Here is a 16110-nt window from a genome sequence, read left to right as displayed (position 1 = left end):
AGCCTCACCTCGGCGTACGGGCCGACAAGCTCTCATGACATCAGTGCACGAGGCATGTGGGCCGTGCGCAGCATGCCAGGTCCTGTCGGCCTGCTCTGCGGGCAGTTCCGTACCGGCCGGGCTGCCGTTCCTCACGTGTTGCTCCGAGGGGTTCGACGTGCGCTCGACCGGCGAGGACCGAAAAGGCATAGAACACAACGAGAAGGGTGCTGAATCATGCAAGCCCTGAGAATCAAGCGTCTCTTCGCGGCGTCTGCCATCGGCGTTCTGCTGGCAGGAGGCGCTGCCCTCGGCGCCGCAGGTACCGCCTCCGCGGCAACGCCCACCCACGCTGCCACCTACGTCGCTGGTGGTGGCTGGGACCATGACGACCACCACGGATGGTACGACGACGATGACGACTGGGGCGGAGGCTACGGCGGCGACTGCTGACCAGACAGTGTGTGAAGCTGTGCGGCGCGTCCGGCCGCACAGCTTCACCTGCGTACGGCGAAGTGCACGGATGCGACTCCCGCAACCGCGGAGGTGCCCGAGATGAACGACCGGCCCATCGCGGACCAGGAAGTCGAACCGGCGGCAGGCGAACTCCTCGTCAACGCGGCCTGGGCCATCCACCGGGCGGAGGCCCGGACCAGGTGACCGGCGGACCGCCGAGATGGACGCCGGGGCCGAGTCCGACGGCACGCGTTGGGCGCCGTTCGAGGGGAGTGACGTCGAATGCCCGGGCCGCCGTTGCGCGCGGGGTCCTGGAATCCGGGGAGCCGGTGGTGAACCGGCTCGTCCGGGGCGGCGAAACACCGGGTTCGCGCGCGTGGCCGGCCGCGGACCCGGCCGGGGCCGACCGGTCACAAGACCGCTTCGTGGCGCGCACGCTGCGCTCTGCATCGACAACGCCAGCCGCCACATGCGCGAATGGGGCGTCGCGCCGACCGTCCAGCGCAGGCTGCTCCCCGAACACCCGGCCACGCAGAACACCGTGGACATTTCTCACCTTCACCTCCCCGACCCGGAAGGAGGTGGAGCCTGGTTCGATGTGATCGACCTGCCTGGCGCACGGACCGCGCCCATCGTCGGCGAGGTGACGGGGCAAGGCATCATCGCGGCCATCACGACGGGGCTGTTGCGAACGGCCATCCACACACTTGCCGCCCTCGATCTGCAGCCCGACGAGCTGCTCGCCCGCCTGAGCGACTCCACGGTCCGGCCTGCCAGGGCCGGTCGCCGTCCTCCCCGACGGCACCTCGGCCAGCCTGCCCGGAGCGGATCCCGACCCGCGACCGCACCGATCGCCCGCTCGGCGGTCCGTCGTCAACTGGACGCCTGGGGCGTGGACGAGGAGACGGCGTACACGGCCCAACTCATCGCCGGCCTTGCGGAGCAACGGGGCACCCGCTGCCAGGAACAGGTCGGCGAGCAGTTCGCGGACCGCGAGCGTAGGCTGGAGATCACGTTCCGCGAGCATGAGCCGACGCGTGCGCGCGTCCGGCGAGCCGCAGGAACCGGCGCGGTCATCAACCTGCGCATCCCCTGGTGACGATGATTATTCCGCGGTTATTCCGCCAGTCGCAGGCTTTCAGAGGCCATGAACCCCCTCGCATGGGAGGTCGTTATGGGCACCGCAATCCAGGACGGCGCAACGAACGTCGACGAAGGGTCGACCATGGACATGAGTCTCGAGGTCGTGGTGATACCGGTGGCTGACGTCGATCGCGCCCTGCGCTTCTACCAGGGCTTGGGGTGGAGGGTCGACGCGGACTTCGAGACGGGTCCGGAGTTCCGGATCGTGCAGCTGACCCCGCCGGGCTCGGGATGCTCGATCCATATCGGCCGCGGAGTAACCCCTGCGGCAGCAGGCTCCGTCCAGGGAACGTACCTGGTCGTCCAGGACCTAGAAAAGGCCCGCGCCCAGCTGATCGGCCAGGGTGCCGAGGTCAGCGAGATCTTCCACCGCGTCTACGACAGCGGCACCCAGGAACAGGTGGACGGCCCGGCTCCGAACGGCGCCAGCTACGGCTCGTACGCGACGTTCAGCGACCCGGACGGAAACGGGTGGCTGCTCCAGGAGGTCCGGGAGCGACTGCCTGGACGATGACGGCCGCCAGAACCGAGAGAGGACTTGAGGCTCGGCCTCGAACGGGTCGCCGACCCGGGATTCATCACTCAGCAGGGGGACCGGGAGGACCGCCCATGACCAGTGTTGTACGGCCGATTCTTTACGGCGCTGCTGCGGGACTCGTCGGCACAACCGCGCTCAATATGGCGGGTTATGTCGATATCGTGCTTCGAGGCCGGCCCATCAGCGATACGCCTGAGATCACAGTGCGCACCCTTGCCGAGAAACTTCATCTCCGAATTCCCGGGGACGATCAGATCCGCGAGAACCGAATCGCCGGCCTCGGTCCCTTGACCGGATACACGGTGGGGATGGGCATGGGGGTGGCGCTGTCATTGGCACAGGCTGCCGGCTTGTTTCCGACGAAGGCTTCCCGCTATGCCGCCGCGTCCCTCTTCGCCCTCACTGTCACGAATCTGCCGATTTTTCTTTTGGGAATCTCGGATCCACGGACCTGGACGGCCTCGGACTGGGTCTCGGACATCATCCCGCACGGCATCTTCGCGGTAGTCACGGTCCGCGTCATCGAAAAGCTGGAAGCAGCGGACCTCCAGAGCTGACGGACGGTTCACCCGTCCGCGTACGCGCCGCTTTCAGCCACCCACGGCATCACTGCCCGCCGTGCCGGTCAGGATCGCGCCTGCGACAACGCCGAAGAGACGTTCGGCGCGTGGTGCGAGCGAGGGCTGGTCGCCGAGCCAGGCGAGCGCGGCGACCAGCGCGAACAGATCGGCGCCATCGATGTCGGTCCGCGCCGCGCCTGCGTCCTGGGCGCGGGCGAGGAGCCGGGCACCGGCGGCGCGCAGGGTGACGCACGAAGCGTGGAGTGCGGACTCGGCATCCTCGAGGGCGGCCGCCATCAGCGCGACCGCACCCCGGTACTCCGTCGTCCATGCAACGCAGTCGCGCAGCCACGAAGCGAGAGCATCGTCGGGCGAGCCGGACGCCGCGAGCGCGTCCGCCTTGGCGGTCAGCTCGTCGAAGCTCGTGCGGAGCAGGGCGTCGAGCAGCGCCTCGCGCGTCGGGAAGTGACGCAGCAGCGTCGCGAGTCCGACGTCGGCCCTGCGCGCGATGTCGCGCATCGACACGTCGACACCCTGCTCGGTGATGGCGGTGCCCGCTGCCGCGAGCAGCTGGTCGCGGTTCTTCCTGGCGTCGGCGCGCATCTGTCCCTCTTGACTAAACGGATCACTGGTCCATATATTCGGATCAGTGGTCCACTTATATGGATCACTGATCCGTTAAGCCTATCCCGCAGCGCGGGCCGGAGGAAAACGATGTCGGCACACACGATGAGGGCGATCCGGCTCCATGAGCACGGCGGCCCTGAAGTCCTGCGATACGAAGAGGTGCCCGTCCCCGAGGTGGGGCCGGGTGAGGTGCTCGTTCGTGTGCACGCCGTCGGCGTCAACCCCCCGGACTGGTACCTGCGGGACGGGATGTCCAACCTGCCTCCTGAGGTGAGACCGAAGTTCAGCCTGCCCGTGGTTCCGGGAACGGACCTGTCCGGTGTCGTCGAGGCCGTCGCCGCGGACGTGGCGGACTTCTCCGTCGGTGACGAGGTCTTCGGCCTCCTTCGCTTCCCCGGCTTCGACGGCAGCACCTATGCCGAGTACGTAGCCGCGCCCGCCTCGGACCTCGCACTCAAGCCGGCCCACATCGATCACGTGCACGCTGCCGGGGCGCCGATGGCCGGGCTCACCGCGTGGCAGTTCCTGATCGAGCTCGGACACGATCACCCCTCGCCCTTCCAGGCGGCGCAGCATCGCCCGGTGCCACTCGACACCGGCAAGACGGTGCTCATCAACGGCGCTGCGGGCGGCGTGGGGCACTTCGCCCTGCAGCTGGCCAAGTGGCAGGGGGCACGTGTCATCGCGGTGGCGTCGGGCAAGCACGAAGCGTTCCTGCGTGGGCTCGGCGCCGACGAGTTCATCGACTACACCAAGGAGCGTCCCGAGGAACTCGCGCACGACCTCGACCTCGTCGTCGACGCCGTAGGCGGCCCCCACAGCAAGCGGTTCCTGCGCACGCTCAAGCGCGGCGGCTCCCATTTCCCCGTGTTCTTCGGTGAATTCGACGAAGAAGAGACCGCGAAGCTGGGCGTCACGGTCACGGGCACCCAGGTCCGCTCGGACGCCGCGCAGCTCGCCGAGCTGGGGCGCCTGCTCGACACGGGCACGGTCCGCGTCGCGATCGACAGCACGTTCCCGCTCGCGGACGCCCGAGCCGCGCACGAACGCGCCGCCCGACGGCACATCCAGGGCAAGATCGTGCTCACGGTCGCCCAGGGACGGGCCACACGGTCCCTCTAGTCCTGCCAGTAGAAGAGCAGGGTGTCGACCTTCAACGGGTTACGGCTGCCGAAGTGGTACACGCAGAGGCCGGTGACCTCGATCGAGGCGACGGCGCGGTCGATCCAGCGGAACCCGGCGGATTCGAGGGCTCGGCGCACGTCCGGATCCTCGTCGTCACCGGTCGCGAACCGGCCGAGGGTGCTGATGAACACCGCGACGTCGCTCTCGCCGTAGCCGATCACGTGGTACGTGCCGTCCCCCGACCCGTTGTCCTCTCCGCAGGAGACCGGCGGCTTCGGCGCGAGGCCCGCGGCGGTGAGGGCGGCCGTGGCCCGCAGCAGCGGCCCGGCCGGGTCGTAAGCCTGCGGCGGCTCCGCGCACACGGCCTCGATCCGCCACCGCGGATCGCTCCGCTCCTCGGCCCACTGCCCGTACTCGTGGACGATCGCCGTGCGCAGTTCCTCGTCCAGGCCGGGCACCTCGACGCGGGGCCGCCCCAGCTCCTCGTACAGCCTCCGGGTCTCGGCGGTGTCCTCGGTCAGCCGGTGCAGCGCGTACACCGCCCACAGCTTCGCTTCCTCGGTCGGCGCCCCGGCGAGGTAGCCGCGCAGCCGTTCGGGGTCGGTCAGGAACTCCTGGGCGCGGTACGCGACCGCGCGGTCGGGATCGGCGAGCGCGTCGGTGACGTCCTCGCCGGCGTGGTGGCGCAGGCGGACGCCGGTGGAGCGGTCCTCGGGCCGGGCCCCGTCGAGCTCGGCCAGCACCGCCTCGCACCCGTACCGGGCGGCCAGTGCGTCCAGCCCCGCCTCGCCGGTCTCCCGCCGGTGACGCCACGGGTTGAAGGCGAGCGTCGCCAGGGCGCCCGCCGCCGTCAGGTCGCCGAGCGCGCCGCGGGCCCCCAGAACCGCCTCGGCCATGCCGTACGCGCCGTCCTGCTGCCGGTCCTCGTGCCGCAGCCAGGGCAGCAGCTCGGAGCGGTCCGCGAGCAGGCCCAGCAGCGCGATGCGTACATGGCTCACGTCGCCGGTGTCCTGGACGCGGGCGATCAGCTCGGGCACGCGCCGCTCCGGCACCCGTCCGGCCAGTGCCTCCGCGCAGGCCTGGCGGCGCCACCACGGCTGGGCCGCGTCGGCCGCGCACCTCGCGAGGGCGTCCGCGTCGAACGCGCGCAGGCCCGCGGTGTCGGTCCGCCCGGCTTCCGGGGTCAGTTTCTTGATCGTCTTCGCCGCCATCCGGGGAGGCTACCCGGCGTCGCCGGGCGGGGCCCTCCCCTTTCCGGATCCGGGCGGACGGGATCCGGTGTCGGTGGGTGTCGATAGGCTTCATGGATGGCACTCCCCGACGCTTCCCCCGACACCTCCGAGACCTCGGAGACCTCCGACGCTCTGCAGGTACTGCACCGCGTGTTCGGCTACGGCTCCTTCCGCGGTGAGCAGCAGGAGATCATCGAGCAGGTCGTCGGCGGCGGTGACGCCCTCGTACTGATGCCGACCGGCGGCGGCAAGTCGCTCTGCTACCAGATCCCGGCACTCGTCAGAGAAGGCACGGGCATCGTCATCTCGCCGCTCATCGCGCTGATGCAGGACCAGGTGAACGCGCTGACCGCCCTCGGGGTGCGGGCCGGATTCCTCAACTCGACGCAGGACCCGTACGAGCGGCAGGCCGTCGAGCAGGCGTTCCTCGCCGGCGAGCTGGACCTGCTCTACCTGGCCCCCGAGCGCCTGCGCACCGAGAGCACCCAGCGGCTGCTCGACCGGGGGACGGTCTCGCTCTTCGCGATCGACGAGGCGCACTGCGTCGCCCAGTGGGGTCACGACTTCCGGCCCGACTACCTCGCGCTGTCGATGCTGCACGAGCGCTGGCCGAAGGTGCCGCGGATCGCGCTGACCGCGACGGCCACCGAGGCCACGCACGCCGAGATCGTGGCGCGGCTCGGCCTGGAGGAGGCCCGGCACTTCGTCGCCAGCTTCGACCGGCCGAACATCCAGTACCGGATCGCCCCGAAGAACAACCCGCTCAAGCAGGTGCTGGAGCTGATCCGCAGCGAGCACGCCGGTGACGCCGGGGTCGTCTACTGCCTCTCGCGGGCCTCCGTGGAGAAGACCGCCGCCTTCCTGGTGGAGCAGGGCATCGACGCCGTGGCGTACCACGCCGGCATGGACGCCCGGGCGCGCGCGGCGAACCAGGCGCGCTTCCTGCGGGAGGACGGGGTCGTGGTGGTGGCCACGATCGCCTTCGGCATGGGCATCGACAAGCCGGACGTGCGCTTCGTGGCGCACCTCGACCTGCCGAAGTCGGTCGAGGGCTACTACCAGGAGACCGGCAGGGCGGGCCGCGACGGCGAGCCGGCCACGGCGTGGCTGGCGTACGGCCTGCAGGACGTGGTGCAGCAGCGCAAGCTCATCGACGGTTCCGAGGGCGACGAGACGCACCGCCGCTCCCTGGGCATGCACCTGGACGCCATGCTCGCGCTGTGCGAGACGGTCGACTGCCGCCGGGTGCGGCTGCTGGAGTACTTCGGCCAGTCGGGCGCGCCGTGCGGCAACTGCGACACGTGTCTGACACCGGCCGAGTCCTGGGACGCGACGGTCGCCTCGCAGAAGCTGCTGTCGACCGTGTGGCGGCTGGCGAACGAACGGCGGCAGAAGTTCGGCGCCGGCCAGATCATCGACATCCTCCAGGGCAAGAAGACGGCCAAGGTCATCCAGTTCGACCACGACGCGCTCTCGGTGTTCGGCGTCGGGGCGGACCTGGGCACGGCGGAGTGGCGGGGCGTCGTACGCCAGCTGCTGGCGCAGCGGCTGCTGGCGGTGGAGGGCGAGTACGGGACGCTGGTGCTGACGGAGGACAGCGGCGAGGTGCTGGGCGGGCGCCGCAGCGTTCCGATGCGGAAGGAGAAGACGCCCGCCGGACCCGCCCGCAAGGAGTCCGGATCGCGCTCGGGCAAGGGCGCCCGTGTGCCGGTCGACCTGCCGGCCGCGGCCGAGCCGGTCTTCCTGGCCCTGCGCGCCTGGCGGGCCGAGACGGCCAAGGAGCAGGGCGTACCGGCGTACGTCGTCTTCCACGACGCCACGCTGCGGGAGATCGCCACGCGGCTGCCCGCGACGGCGGAGGAGCTGGGCACGATCGGCGGTATCGGCGAGGCCAAGCTCGCCAAGTACGCCGAGGGCGTCCTCGACACCCTGGCGGAGTGCGGGGCAGCGGCCTCTCCCCCGGCGGGGTCCGGGTCCGCAGCTCCCGCTCTCCCGGCCGCCCGGCCCGCGGCACCGCCCACGGCGTCGGCCCCGGACGAGGACGAGCCGCCCTTCGACCTGGACGAGATGGCTCCGCCGCCGTGGGACGACTGGCAGTAGCCGGTTCAGCCGTGCTCCCCGCCCGGAACCGACGCTCCTCGCCGCCGGCCGGCGGGGAGTACCGGAGCCGGGTCGCCCGCGTTCGGCCACATGAAGTTACCGAGGGGTAGCCGCAGGGTCCGTGGGGACGGTAGCGTCGTCCGCCGAGAGGGGGAGCCATGCCTCGTACGTTCACCGTGTCCGACAGCATCGTGGTCCGCGTCAGCCCCGCCGACGTCTACCGGCACGTCTGCGATCCCACCCGCATGGGCGACTGGAGCCCGGAGAACCTCGGCGCCACCGTGCACGGAGATGCCGGGGAGGCCCGCGTCGGGACGGTCTTCGACGGGCGGAACAAGCGCGGGGCCTTCCGCTGGACCACCCGTTGCACGGTGACGGCGGTCGAGCAGGACCGGCTGTTCCGGTTCCGGGTGCACGCCATCGGGATCCGGCGGCCGCGGGTGCCCGGCTCCATCGCCACCTGGGAGTACCGGTTCGAGCCGGTCCCCGAGGGCACCCGGGTGACCGAGACGTGGACCGACGACCGGCGCTCGTGGCCGGACTTCGCGGCCCACGCCTTCGACCGGATCGCGACGCGGGGACACACCTTCGCCGACTTCCAGCGCGGGAACATCCGCACCACCCTGCGCAACCTCAAGCGGGTTCTGGAGCCGGCGTCCGACACACGGTGACCCCGGTGGTGCGCAGGGCCGACACACGGTGACCCCGGTGGTGCGCAGGGCCGGTGCGGGCGTGGCACCCAGGGGGACACCGGCCTCCGGGCGGCGAACGGAACGGTGACTTCCGGCCCGGCGCCGGGAGGATGGGGCCGTCACGCCCTCACGGGTCCCGCCTCACCGAGGAACACACATGAACCATGCGCCCGAGCCCTTCCGGATCCTGCCCGGCGCCGGCACGTCGCCGGTGATCCTGCACGTGCCGCACTCCTCGCGCGTCATACCGGAGTCCGTCCGCGGCGGCATCCTCCTGGACGACCGGGAGCTGGAGCGGGAGCTCGACCACATCACCGACTCCCACACCGCGGACATCGCCGCGGCGGCCGCCGCCGGAGCCGCCGTCACGCCGTGGCGGTTCGTCAACGGGTTGTCGCGCCTCGTCGTCGACCCCGAGCGCTTCCCCGACGAGCGCGAGGAGATGCTGGCCGTGGGGATGGGAGCGGTGTACACGCGCACCACCCACCGCGAGCGCCTGCGCGCCGACGGCTTCGACGGCCGGCCGCTGATCGACCGCTACTTCCACCCGTACGCGGACGCGATGGCGCGAGCCGTGGCGGACCGGCTCGAGGCCGTCGGGCGCGCCGTGATCATCGACGTGCACTCGTACCCGACGGAGCCGCTCCCGTACGAACTGCACGGCGCCGGCCCCCGGCCCCCGATCTGCCTGGGCACGGACCCCTTCCACACCGAGCCCGGACTCCTCGCGGCGGCCGAGAAGGCGTTCGCGGGCTTCGGCGGCACGGGGCTCGACAGCCCCTTCGCCGGCACGTACGTGCCGCTCGACCACTACGCCAAGGACCCGCGGGTCGGCGCACTGATGGTCGAGATCCGCCGCGACGTGTACATGTCCGAGCCCGGCGGTCCCGCCGGCTCCGGCCTCGTCGCGCTGGCGGCGGCGCTGGCGGAACTCGTGGACGCCGTGCGCCCGTAGCCGTCGGACAGGGGCGCACCGGGCGTGACGGGCTCGACACTTCGCGCACCCCCGGGAAACCTGCACATCGCGTCCGCGATCTCGACAGCCAACCTCCCCCGCACTGCGGTTTGTCGGGCTATGTCCGATCCACTTGGTGGTCGTTCATCCCGTTCGGTTCCTTGTAAGGAGCACACCGCCTCTTTCTGTTACTCGATCCTGTGAAGAAGTCGCCACCATTCGGTGAATCAAGCTCCACGTCCATTCGCAGAGGCGGCTGTCCGCACGTGACGGGCAGTCAACGGGATTGGGTCGGGGGTGCGTTCGCGTGCTTTCATCTTGCGCATCGCAGCAGTCAGGAAGGCGGCCGAGTTTCGCGCCGCCCGCCGCGCGGCGATGAATTCCTCCCCCCAATGAAAGGTGCGCGCCATGCGTAACGACCTTGAGACCCGTGAGATCGACGACACCGAGCTGGACGCCGTGTCCGGCGGCGTCATCAGCGTGTCCGGCGGCCTGGCCGGCGCCGTGACCAGCGATGTCAGCAATGTCGTCGGCGTCGTGGGCTCCCTCGGCACCGTCCGGGCCGCGACGGACATCGTGTCCCACGTCCCCGGTCTCGTCACGGGCGTCACCGGCGTTTCGGTGAACTCCGGTCGCGCCGGTCTCTGATCGGAAACAACCCGTGAACCCCGGATCATCCCCCACGGCTCCGGGGTTCACGGCCGCCCGTATGTCCGCCCGACGATACGAATGCAGCTGAAGGAACAAGTCCGTGCAGTTTCGCCAAAAGGCTCTTTCCAAGCTGCAATCGCCCGAGGAATTGGATCTGCCGGTTCGTCTGGCCCGCCCGCAGGGGCGACTCGTCCTCGCCGTCACGATCGCCGTCATGGCGGCCGCGACCTACTGGGCCTTCACCGGGACCGTGTCGTCCAAGCTGAGCGCATCCGGCATCCTCACCCGGGCCGAGGGCAGTTACGTGCTGCAGACGCCGGTCGCGGGACAGGTGACCGGAGTCCTCGCCGAGGAGGGCCAGTTGCTGGCCGCCGGTGCGCCCCTGCTCAACGTCCGTACGGAGCAGGGGGAACGGCCCGTGCGCGTGGTGGCCGGCGGCCGGTTGACGACCCTGGTGGCCAAGGTGGGTTCGGTCGTCGCCACGGGTGCGGACGTGGCCACCGTGGAACGCGCGACGGGCCCGCAGGACCCGCTGGTGGCCGTGCTGTACGTGCCGGGCGCCGGCGGCTCGGCGATCGCCGTGGGCGCCCCGGTCGACCTGAGCGTGCAGTCCGTCCCCCAGCAGCGGTTCGGCATGCTGCGCGGGCGCGTCACGGCGGTCGGCCGCGCACCCCTGACACGGGCGCAGATCGGCGGCTTCCTCGGCGACAGCGGGCTCGCCGAACAGTTCTCCCGCCACGGCAGCCCGGTGGCCGTGGTCGTCCGGCTCGAACGGTCCTCCGCCACCCCTTCCGGCTACCGGTGGTCCTCCGCGGACGGGCCCCCGTACGCCGTCGATTCGAGGACACCGGTCACCGGAGCCGTCCGCCTCGCCGCCCAGCGCCCGGTCGACTGGCTGCTGCCGTGACCGCGCCGCACCTGCCTCCCGCCGGGCGCCGGCGCCACCGCCCCGGGCCGAAGGGCGGTTCCCGCCGCAGGGCCGCATCCGCGCCCGTACCGAGGGGCAGGACGCCCCGACCCGTACGCACCCCCACCGTGCTGCAGATGGAGGCGGTGGAGTGCGGCGCCGCCGCGCTGGCCATGGTGCTCGGCCACCACGGCCGCTTCGTCCCGCTCGAAGAGCTGCGCATCGCGTGCGGTGTCTCCCGCGACGGCTCCCGCGCCGGCAACCTCCTCAGGGCCGCCCGTGGGTACGGGTTGACGGCCAAGGGCATGCAGATGGACCTGGCCGCGCTCGCCGAAGTGCGGGCCCCGGCCGTCCTCTTCTGGGAGTTCAACCACTACGTCGTCTACGAGGGCACGGCCCGGCGGCTCGGCCGCCGGGGCGTGTACGTCAACGACCCCGCCAAGGGCCGCCGGTTCGTCCCCATGGACGAGTTCGACACCAGCTTCACCGGGGTCGTCCTCACCTTCGAGCCCGGCGACGGGTTCCGCCGCGGTGGCCGCGGACCGGGTGTCCTCGGGGCCGTGCCGGCCCGCCTGCGGGGCACCTCGGGCACCATGGCCGCCGCCGTGGCCGCCAGCCTCCTCCTGGTCGCCGTCGGGGCGGCGGTACCGGCCCTGAGCCGTACGTACATCGACATGTTCCTCATCGGCGAGCAGACCTCCCTGCTCGGCGTGCTGTTCGCCTCGATGGCGGTCGCCCTCGTCCTCACCGCGACCCTCACCGCACTGCTGCAGGCCAACCTGCTGCGCGGGCGCATCATCGCCTCGACCTTGAGCAGTGCCCGCTTCTTCCGGCACCTGCTCAGGCTTCCGGTCACCTTCTACTCCCAGCGCAACCCGGCCGACCTGGTCCAGCGCCTGCAGTCCAACGACACCGTCGCCGAGACCCTCGCCCGGGACCTGTCCGCCGCCGCCGTGGACGCCGTGGTGGTCGTGCTCTACGCCGTGCTGCTGTGGACCTACGATCCGCAGCTCACCCTCGTCGGCGTGGCCGTGGCGCTGCTCAACGTGGTCGCCCTGCGGATCGCGATCCGGCTGCGGGCCACCGGTACCGGCAAGCTGCGCGCCGAGAGCGCCCGGCTGACCAACACCGCGTACGGCGGTCTCCAGCTCATCGAGACGATGAAGGCGACGGGCGGCGAGAACGGCTTCTTCCGCCGCTGGGCCGGACAGCACGCGGTCACCCTCGACGTGCAGCAGCGGCTCGGCGTGCCCAGCGCGTGGCTGGCGATCGTCGCGCCCACCCTCGCGGCGTTCAACAGCGCGCTGATCCTCACGATCGGCGGCCTGCGCGCGGTGGAGGGCCACCTCACCGTGGGGCTGCTCGTCGCCTTCCAGGCCCTGGTGACCGGCTTCACCGCCCCGGTCGCGCGGCTGGGCGGCGTCGCCGGCCGGATCCAGGACTTCGCGGCCGACATCGCCCGGCTGAAGGACGTCGAGAACTTCCCGGTCGACCGGGTCTACTCACGGCGCGAGCCCGCGGCCTCCACCCGCCGCCTCAAGGGCCATGTGGAGCTGGACGGCATCACCTTCGGCTACAACCCCCTGGACGCCCCGCTGCTCAAGGACTTCTCGCTGACGGTCGGGCCCGGGCAGCAGGTCGCGCTCGTCGGGGGCTCCGGCAGCGGCAAGTCCACCGTCTCCCGGCTGGTCTCCGGCCTCCACGTCCCGTGGGCCGGGGCCATCCGCATCGACGGGATGCGGCTGGAGGACATCCCGCGCGGGGCGCTGGCCGCCTCCGTCTCCTTCGTCGACCAGGACGTCTTCCTCTTCGAAGGCACCGTCCGCGACAACGTCACGCTGTGGGACCCCTCCATCACGGACGAAGCCGTGATCGCCGCGCTGGAGGACGCCGCCGTGCACGACGTGGTGGCCCGCCGCCCCGGTGGCATCCACAGCCGCGTCGAACAGGACGGCCGCAACTTCTCCGGCGGCCAGCGCCAGCGCCTGGAGATCGCACGGGCGCTGGTGCGCCGCCCCAGCGTCATGGTGCTCGACGAGGTGACCAGCGCCCTGGACGCGGTGACCGAGCAGCTCGTCATCGACAACCTGCGCCGCCGCGGCTGTGCCTGTGTGGTCATCGCCCACCGGCTGAGCACGGTGCGCGACAGCGACGAGATCGTCGTGCTCGACCGGGGCACGGTCGTGGAACGCGGGCGGCACGAACGGCTGGTCGCCGCCCGGGGCCCGTACGCCGCGCTGGTCGAGGAGCACTGAGGTGACGTACACGGACCACGGCACCTCCGATGCCGCCACCGGTACGCCGGCCGGAGCTCCGGATCCGGTCGTCGCGGCTCTGGGCGCACTGGGCTCGCCGGTGGACTGCACGGGGCTGCGCAGCCTGTCCCTGGAAGGGCCGCTCGTCCTGTGGCTGGTCGTGGAGGGCGAGCTGGACCTGTTCGCGGTGGACGCCGCGCAGGGCGGGCACTGGCACTTCCTGGGCCGGCTGGAGCCGGGCACGCTGCTGCTCGGTCCGGCCGAGGGCCCTGACCACACGCTGGTCGGCCGGCCCCGGCAGGGATGCCGGCTGCGCCGTATCGAGCTGCGGGAGCTGTACCCCGCGGAGTACACGCCGTACCCGCAGGACGCGCAGTACCCGCAGCAGGCCGGCGAAGGGCCGTACGGCGCCGCTGCCGCAGGACGGCCGAGCCCGCTGGAGGACGCCTTCGCGCGCGGCATCGGCCGGGGTCTGCGCGTGCTCCACGAGGCGCCGCCGGCCGGCACCGCCACGGCCGGGCACGGCGGAGCCGACGACGACATCCTGTGGATGCGGATCGCTCCCGGCAGCGTGCGCTACGGCGCCGAGTACGAGACGGAGCCGGTCGGTACCCTCCTCGTCGACGCGGCGATGTGGCAGGGCATGGTCGACCAGCAGTACCGGCTGCTGTACGCCCTGGACGGCTGGATCGAGCAGCTGGAGCGCGCCCACGAGGACCGCACGGCCGCCGGGATCGAGGCCGGCCGGGCAGCCCGCACCCAGGCGGACCGGACGCTGCTGGCGTCCATCGTCCGCACCGGCGGCCGGGACCGGCACCGGGCCGCGGACGCCGACGCGACCTTCGCGGCGTGCCGTGTCGTCGCCGGCGCGGCCGGCATCGCCCTGACCCCACCGGGCGGGGCGGGCACCACGTCCGAGCAGCTGGATCCCGTCGAACGCATCGCGCTCGCGTCGCGGATCCGCACCCGCGCGGTCGGTCTCGGCGCGCGCTGGTGGCGGGAGGACCACGGGCCGTTGGTGGGCCGGCGCGAGAAGGACGGCACGCCGGTCGCCCTGCTGTGGCGGCGCGGCGGCTACGAGGCGGTCGATCCCGCCACCGGCAGGCGCGAGCGCGTCGGGCGAGCCGGCCAAGCCGCCTTCGAACCGCGCGCCGTCATGCTGTACCGCCCCCTGCCCGAGGGGCGGGTGGGCCTGCCCGCACTGCTCCGGTTCACCCTGCGCGGCACCTTCCCCGAACTGCGGAGCCTGCTGCTGGGCGGGCTGGTGGCGGTGGTGCTGGGGGCACTGGTGCCGGTCGCCACCGGCCAGGTCCTCGGCCGCTACGTCCCGCAGGGCGAGACCGGCCTCATCGTGCGGACGGGGCTGGCGCTGGTCGCGACCGCCGTGGTCGCGGCGGTGTTCATGCTGCTGCAGAACACCTCCCTCCTGCGCATGGAGGGCCGTATCGAGGCCACCTTGCAACCGGCCGTGTGGGACCGGCTGCTGCGCCTGCCGGCGACGTTCTTCACCGGTCGCTCCACCGGCGAACTGGCCGGTGCCGCGATGGGCATCAGCGCGATGCGCCGCGTGCTGTCCGGCATCGGCCCGGTCTGCGTACAGGCGGGCGCGGTCGGCGTGGTGAGCTTCGTACTGCTGCTCGTCCACAGCGTGCCGCTGGCGATGGCCGCGCTGGGCATGCTGGTCGTCATCGCGGTGGTCTTCCTGGGCCTGGGGCTGTGGCAGCTGCGGTACGAGCGCCGGCTGAACACGCTCGGCCACCGGTTGGGGAACCAGGCCTTCCAGATCCTGCGGGGCCTGCCCAAGCTCCGCGTCGCCGCGGCCGAGAGCTTCGCGTACGCCGCCTGGGCGAGGGAGTTCGCCCGTACCCGCGACCTGCAGCAGCGCATCGGCCGGACGCAGAACGTCAGCACGGTCCTCGGCGCCGTCCACCTGCCGCTGTGCACGCTGGTGATGTTCGTCCTGCTGGCCGGTCCGGCACGCGGCGCCATGTCCGCCAGTGAGTTCCTCACCTTCAGCACCGCGCTGACGATACTGCTGTCGTCGGTCACGCAGGTGACCGGGGCGCTCCTCTCGGCCGCATCGGTCCTGCCGATGTTCGAGCAGGTCCGGCCGCTCCTGCGGGAGATCCCCGAGGTGGACCGCTCCAGTACCCGCCCGGGACGGCTGACCGGTGCCATCGAGGCCGAGAACCTGTCCTACCGCTACGCCGACGACGGCCCGCTCGTCCTCGACGACGTCAGCCTCCGGATCGCACCGGGCGAGTTCGTCGCGGTCGTCGGGGCCAGTGGCTGCGGCAAGTCGACCCTGCTGCGGCTGCTCATCGGCTTCGACGGGCCCGTCTCGGGCCGTGTGCTCTACGACGGCCAGGACCTGGCGGCGCTGGACCGGGCGGCCGTACGCCGCCAGTGCGGCGTCGTACTGCAGAACGCCCAGCCGCTCTCCGGCTCGATCCTCGACTGCATCCGCGGCACCGGGACGTTCTCGCCGGAGGAGGCGTGGGAGGCCGCCGCGATGGCGGGCCTGGCGGCGGACATCGAGGCCATGCCGATGGGCATGCACACCATCCTGTCCGACGGCGGCGGGACCGTCTCGGGCGGTCAGCGCCAACGGCTGATGATCGCCCAGGCCCTCATCCGCAAGCCGCGCATCCTGTTCCTCGACGAAGCCACCAGCGCGCTGGACAACGAGGCCCAGCGTGTGGTCACCGAATCCACCCGCGCCCTGCGGACCACCCGCCTCGTGATCGCCCACCGGCTCTCCACGGTCATGGACGCCGACCGGGTGATCGTCGTGTCGGACGGCCGGATCGTCCAGCAGGGCCCGCCCGCCGAACTGCTCGCCGACACGACCGGCCTCTTCCACGGCCTGGTCCGCCGCCAACTGCGCTGA

At 71.8% G+C, this 16110-nt stretch carries 14 protein-coding genes; 12 read left to right on the top strand and 2 right to left on the bottom strand.

Features of this window, described 5'->3' with window-relative positions:
• Nucleotides 1–216 precede the first annotated feature (216 nt).
• The 4 genes from JYK04_RS37005 to JYK04_RS36990 all read left to right on the top strand — a co-directional run bounded on the left by JYK04_RS37005 (nt 217) and on the right by JYK04_RS36990 (nt 2673).
• Nucleotides 217–432: a hypothetical protein gene (locus tag JYK04_RS37005; RefSeq protein WP_189745300.1), complete on the top strand. Its 216-nt coding sequence runs from the start codon at nt 217–219 to the stop codon at nt 430–432.
• Between the two features lie 472 nt (nt 433–904).
• Nucleotides 905–1534 carry a SpoIIE family protein phosphatase gene (locus JYK04_RS37000; protein WP_189745303.1) on the top strand — a complete coding sequence of 210 codons (630 nt, stop codon included), beginning with the start codon at nt 905–907 and terminating at the stop codon, nt 1532–1534.
• A 75-nt stretch (nt 1535–1609) separates the two neighbouring features.
• A complete protein-coding gene (locus JYK04_RS36995; RefSeq protein WP_229876740.1) occupies nt 1610–2092 on the top strand; it encodes a VOC family protein in 483 nt (160 codons plus the stop codon).
• Nucleotides 2093–2187: 95 nt separating this feature from the next.
• On the top strand, nt 2188–2673 hold the full coding sequence (locus tag JYK04_RS36990) for a hypothetical protein (RefSeq protein WP_189745304.1): 486 nt from the start codon (nt 2188–2190) through the stop codon (nt 2671–2673).
• A gap of 33 nt (nt 2674–2706) precedes the next feature.
• On the opposite strand, the gene JYK04_RS36985 is transcribed toward JYK04_RS36990, so the two are convergent.
• Nucleotides 2707–3279, bottom strand: a complete 573-nt coding sequence (locus JYK04_RS36985; RefSeq protein WP_189745306.1) for a TetR/AcrR family transcriptional regulator — start codon at nt 3277–3279, stop codon at nt 2707–2709.
• A 111-nt stretch (nt 3280–3390) separates the two neighbouring features.
• Here JYK04_RS36985 and JYK04_RS36980 point away from each other — a divergent pair, with 111 nt between their 5' ends.
• Nucleotides 3391–4425 carry an NADP-dependent oxidoreductase gene (locus JYK04_RS36980; protein WP_189745308.1) on the top strand — a complete coding sequence of 345 codons (1035 nt, stop codon included), beginning with the start codon at nt 3391–3393 and terminating at the stop codon, nt 4423–4425.
• Here the strand turns inward: JYK04_RS36980 and JYK04_RS36975 are convergent.
• Nucleotides 4422–5639 (bottom strand): hypothetical protein, encoded by a 1218-nt coding sequence (locus tag JYK04_RS36975; protein WP_189745309.1) that lies wholly within the window; start codon nt 5637–5639, stop codon nt 4422–4424. The two genes, JYK04_RS36980 and JYK04_RS36975, sit on opposite strands and share 4 nt — an antisense overlap.
• 96 nt (nt 5640–5735) lie before the next feature.
• On the opposite strand from JYK04_RS36975, the gene recQ reads away from it, so the two are divergent.
• The 7 genes from recQ to JYK04_RS36940 all read left to right on the top strand — a co-directional run bounded on the left by recQ (nt 5736) and on the right by JYK04_RS36940 (nt 16110).
• The gene (gene recQ / locus JYK04_RS36970; protein ID WP_189745311.1) at nt 5736–7760 is read left to right on the top strand and encodes a DNA helicase RecQ; all 2025 of its coding nucleotides are present in this window, start codon (nt 5736–5738) and stop codon (nt 7758–7760) included.
• 158 nt (nt 7761–7918) lie between these two features.
• Nucleotides 7919–8431: an SRPBCC family protein gene (locus tag JYK04_RS36965; RefSeq protein WP_189745313.1), complete on the top strand. Its 513-nt coding sequence runs from the start codon at nt 7919–7921 to the stop codon at nt 8429–8431.
• Between the two features lie 178 nt (nt 8432–8609).
• Complete coding sequence (locus JYK04_RS36960; RefSeq protein WP_189745315.1) at nt 8610–9407, top strand: N-formylglutamate amidohydrolase; 798 nt, start codon at nt 8610–8612, stop codon at nt 9405–9407.
• Nucleotides 9408–9815: 408 nt separating this feature from the next.
• The gene (locus JYK04_RS36955) at nt 9816–10055 is read left to right on the top strand and encodes a hypothetical protein (protein ID WP_189745317.1); all 240 of its coding nucleotides are present in this window, start codon (nt 9816–9818) and stop codon (nt 10053–10055) included.
• 103 nt (nt 10056–10158) lie between these two features.
• Entirely contained in the window at nt 10159–10965 is an 807-nt protein-coding gene (locus JYK04_RS36950) for an HlyD family efflux transporter periplasmic adaptor subunit (RefSeq protein WP_189745319.1), read from the top strand.
• Nucleotides 10962–13220 (top strand): NHLP family bacteriocin export ABC transporter peptidase/permease/ATPase subunit, encoded by a 2259-nt coding sequence (locus tag JYK04_RS36945; RefSeq protein ID WP_189745321.1) that lies wholly within the window; start codon nt 10962–10964, stop codon nt 13218–13220. The genes JYK04_RS36950 and JYK04_RS36945 overlap by 4 nt, the downstream gene beginning before the upstream one ends.
• A 1-nt stretch (nt 13221) precedes the next feature.
• Nucleotides 13222–16110, top strand: coding sequence for an NHLP bacteriocin export ABC transporter permease/ATPase subunit (locus tag JYK04_RS36940; RefSeq protein ID WP_189745324.1), 2889 nt, complete (start codon nt 13222–13224; stop codon nt 16108–16110).

The sequence above is a fragment of the Streptomyces nojiriensis genome (assembly GCF_017639205.1).
Classification (GTDB): domain Bacteria; phylum Actinomycetota; class Actinomycetes; order Streptomycetales; family Streptomycetaceae; genus Streptomyces; species Streptomyces nojiriensis.
The sequence above is the reverse complement of the archived record's forward strand: the minus strand, read 5'-3'. Positions and strand labels throughout refer to the sequence as shown.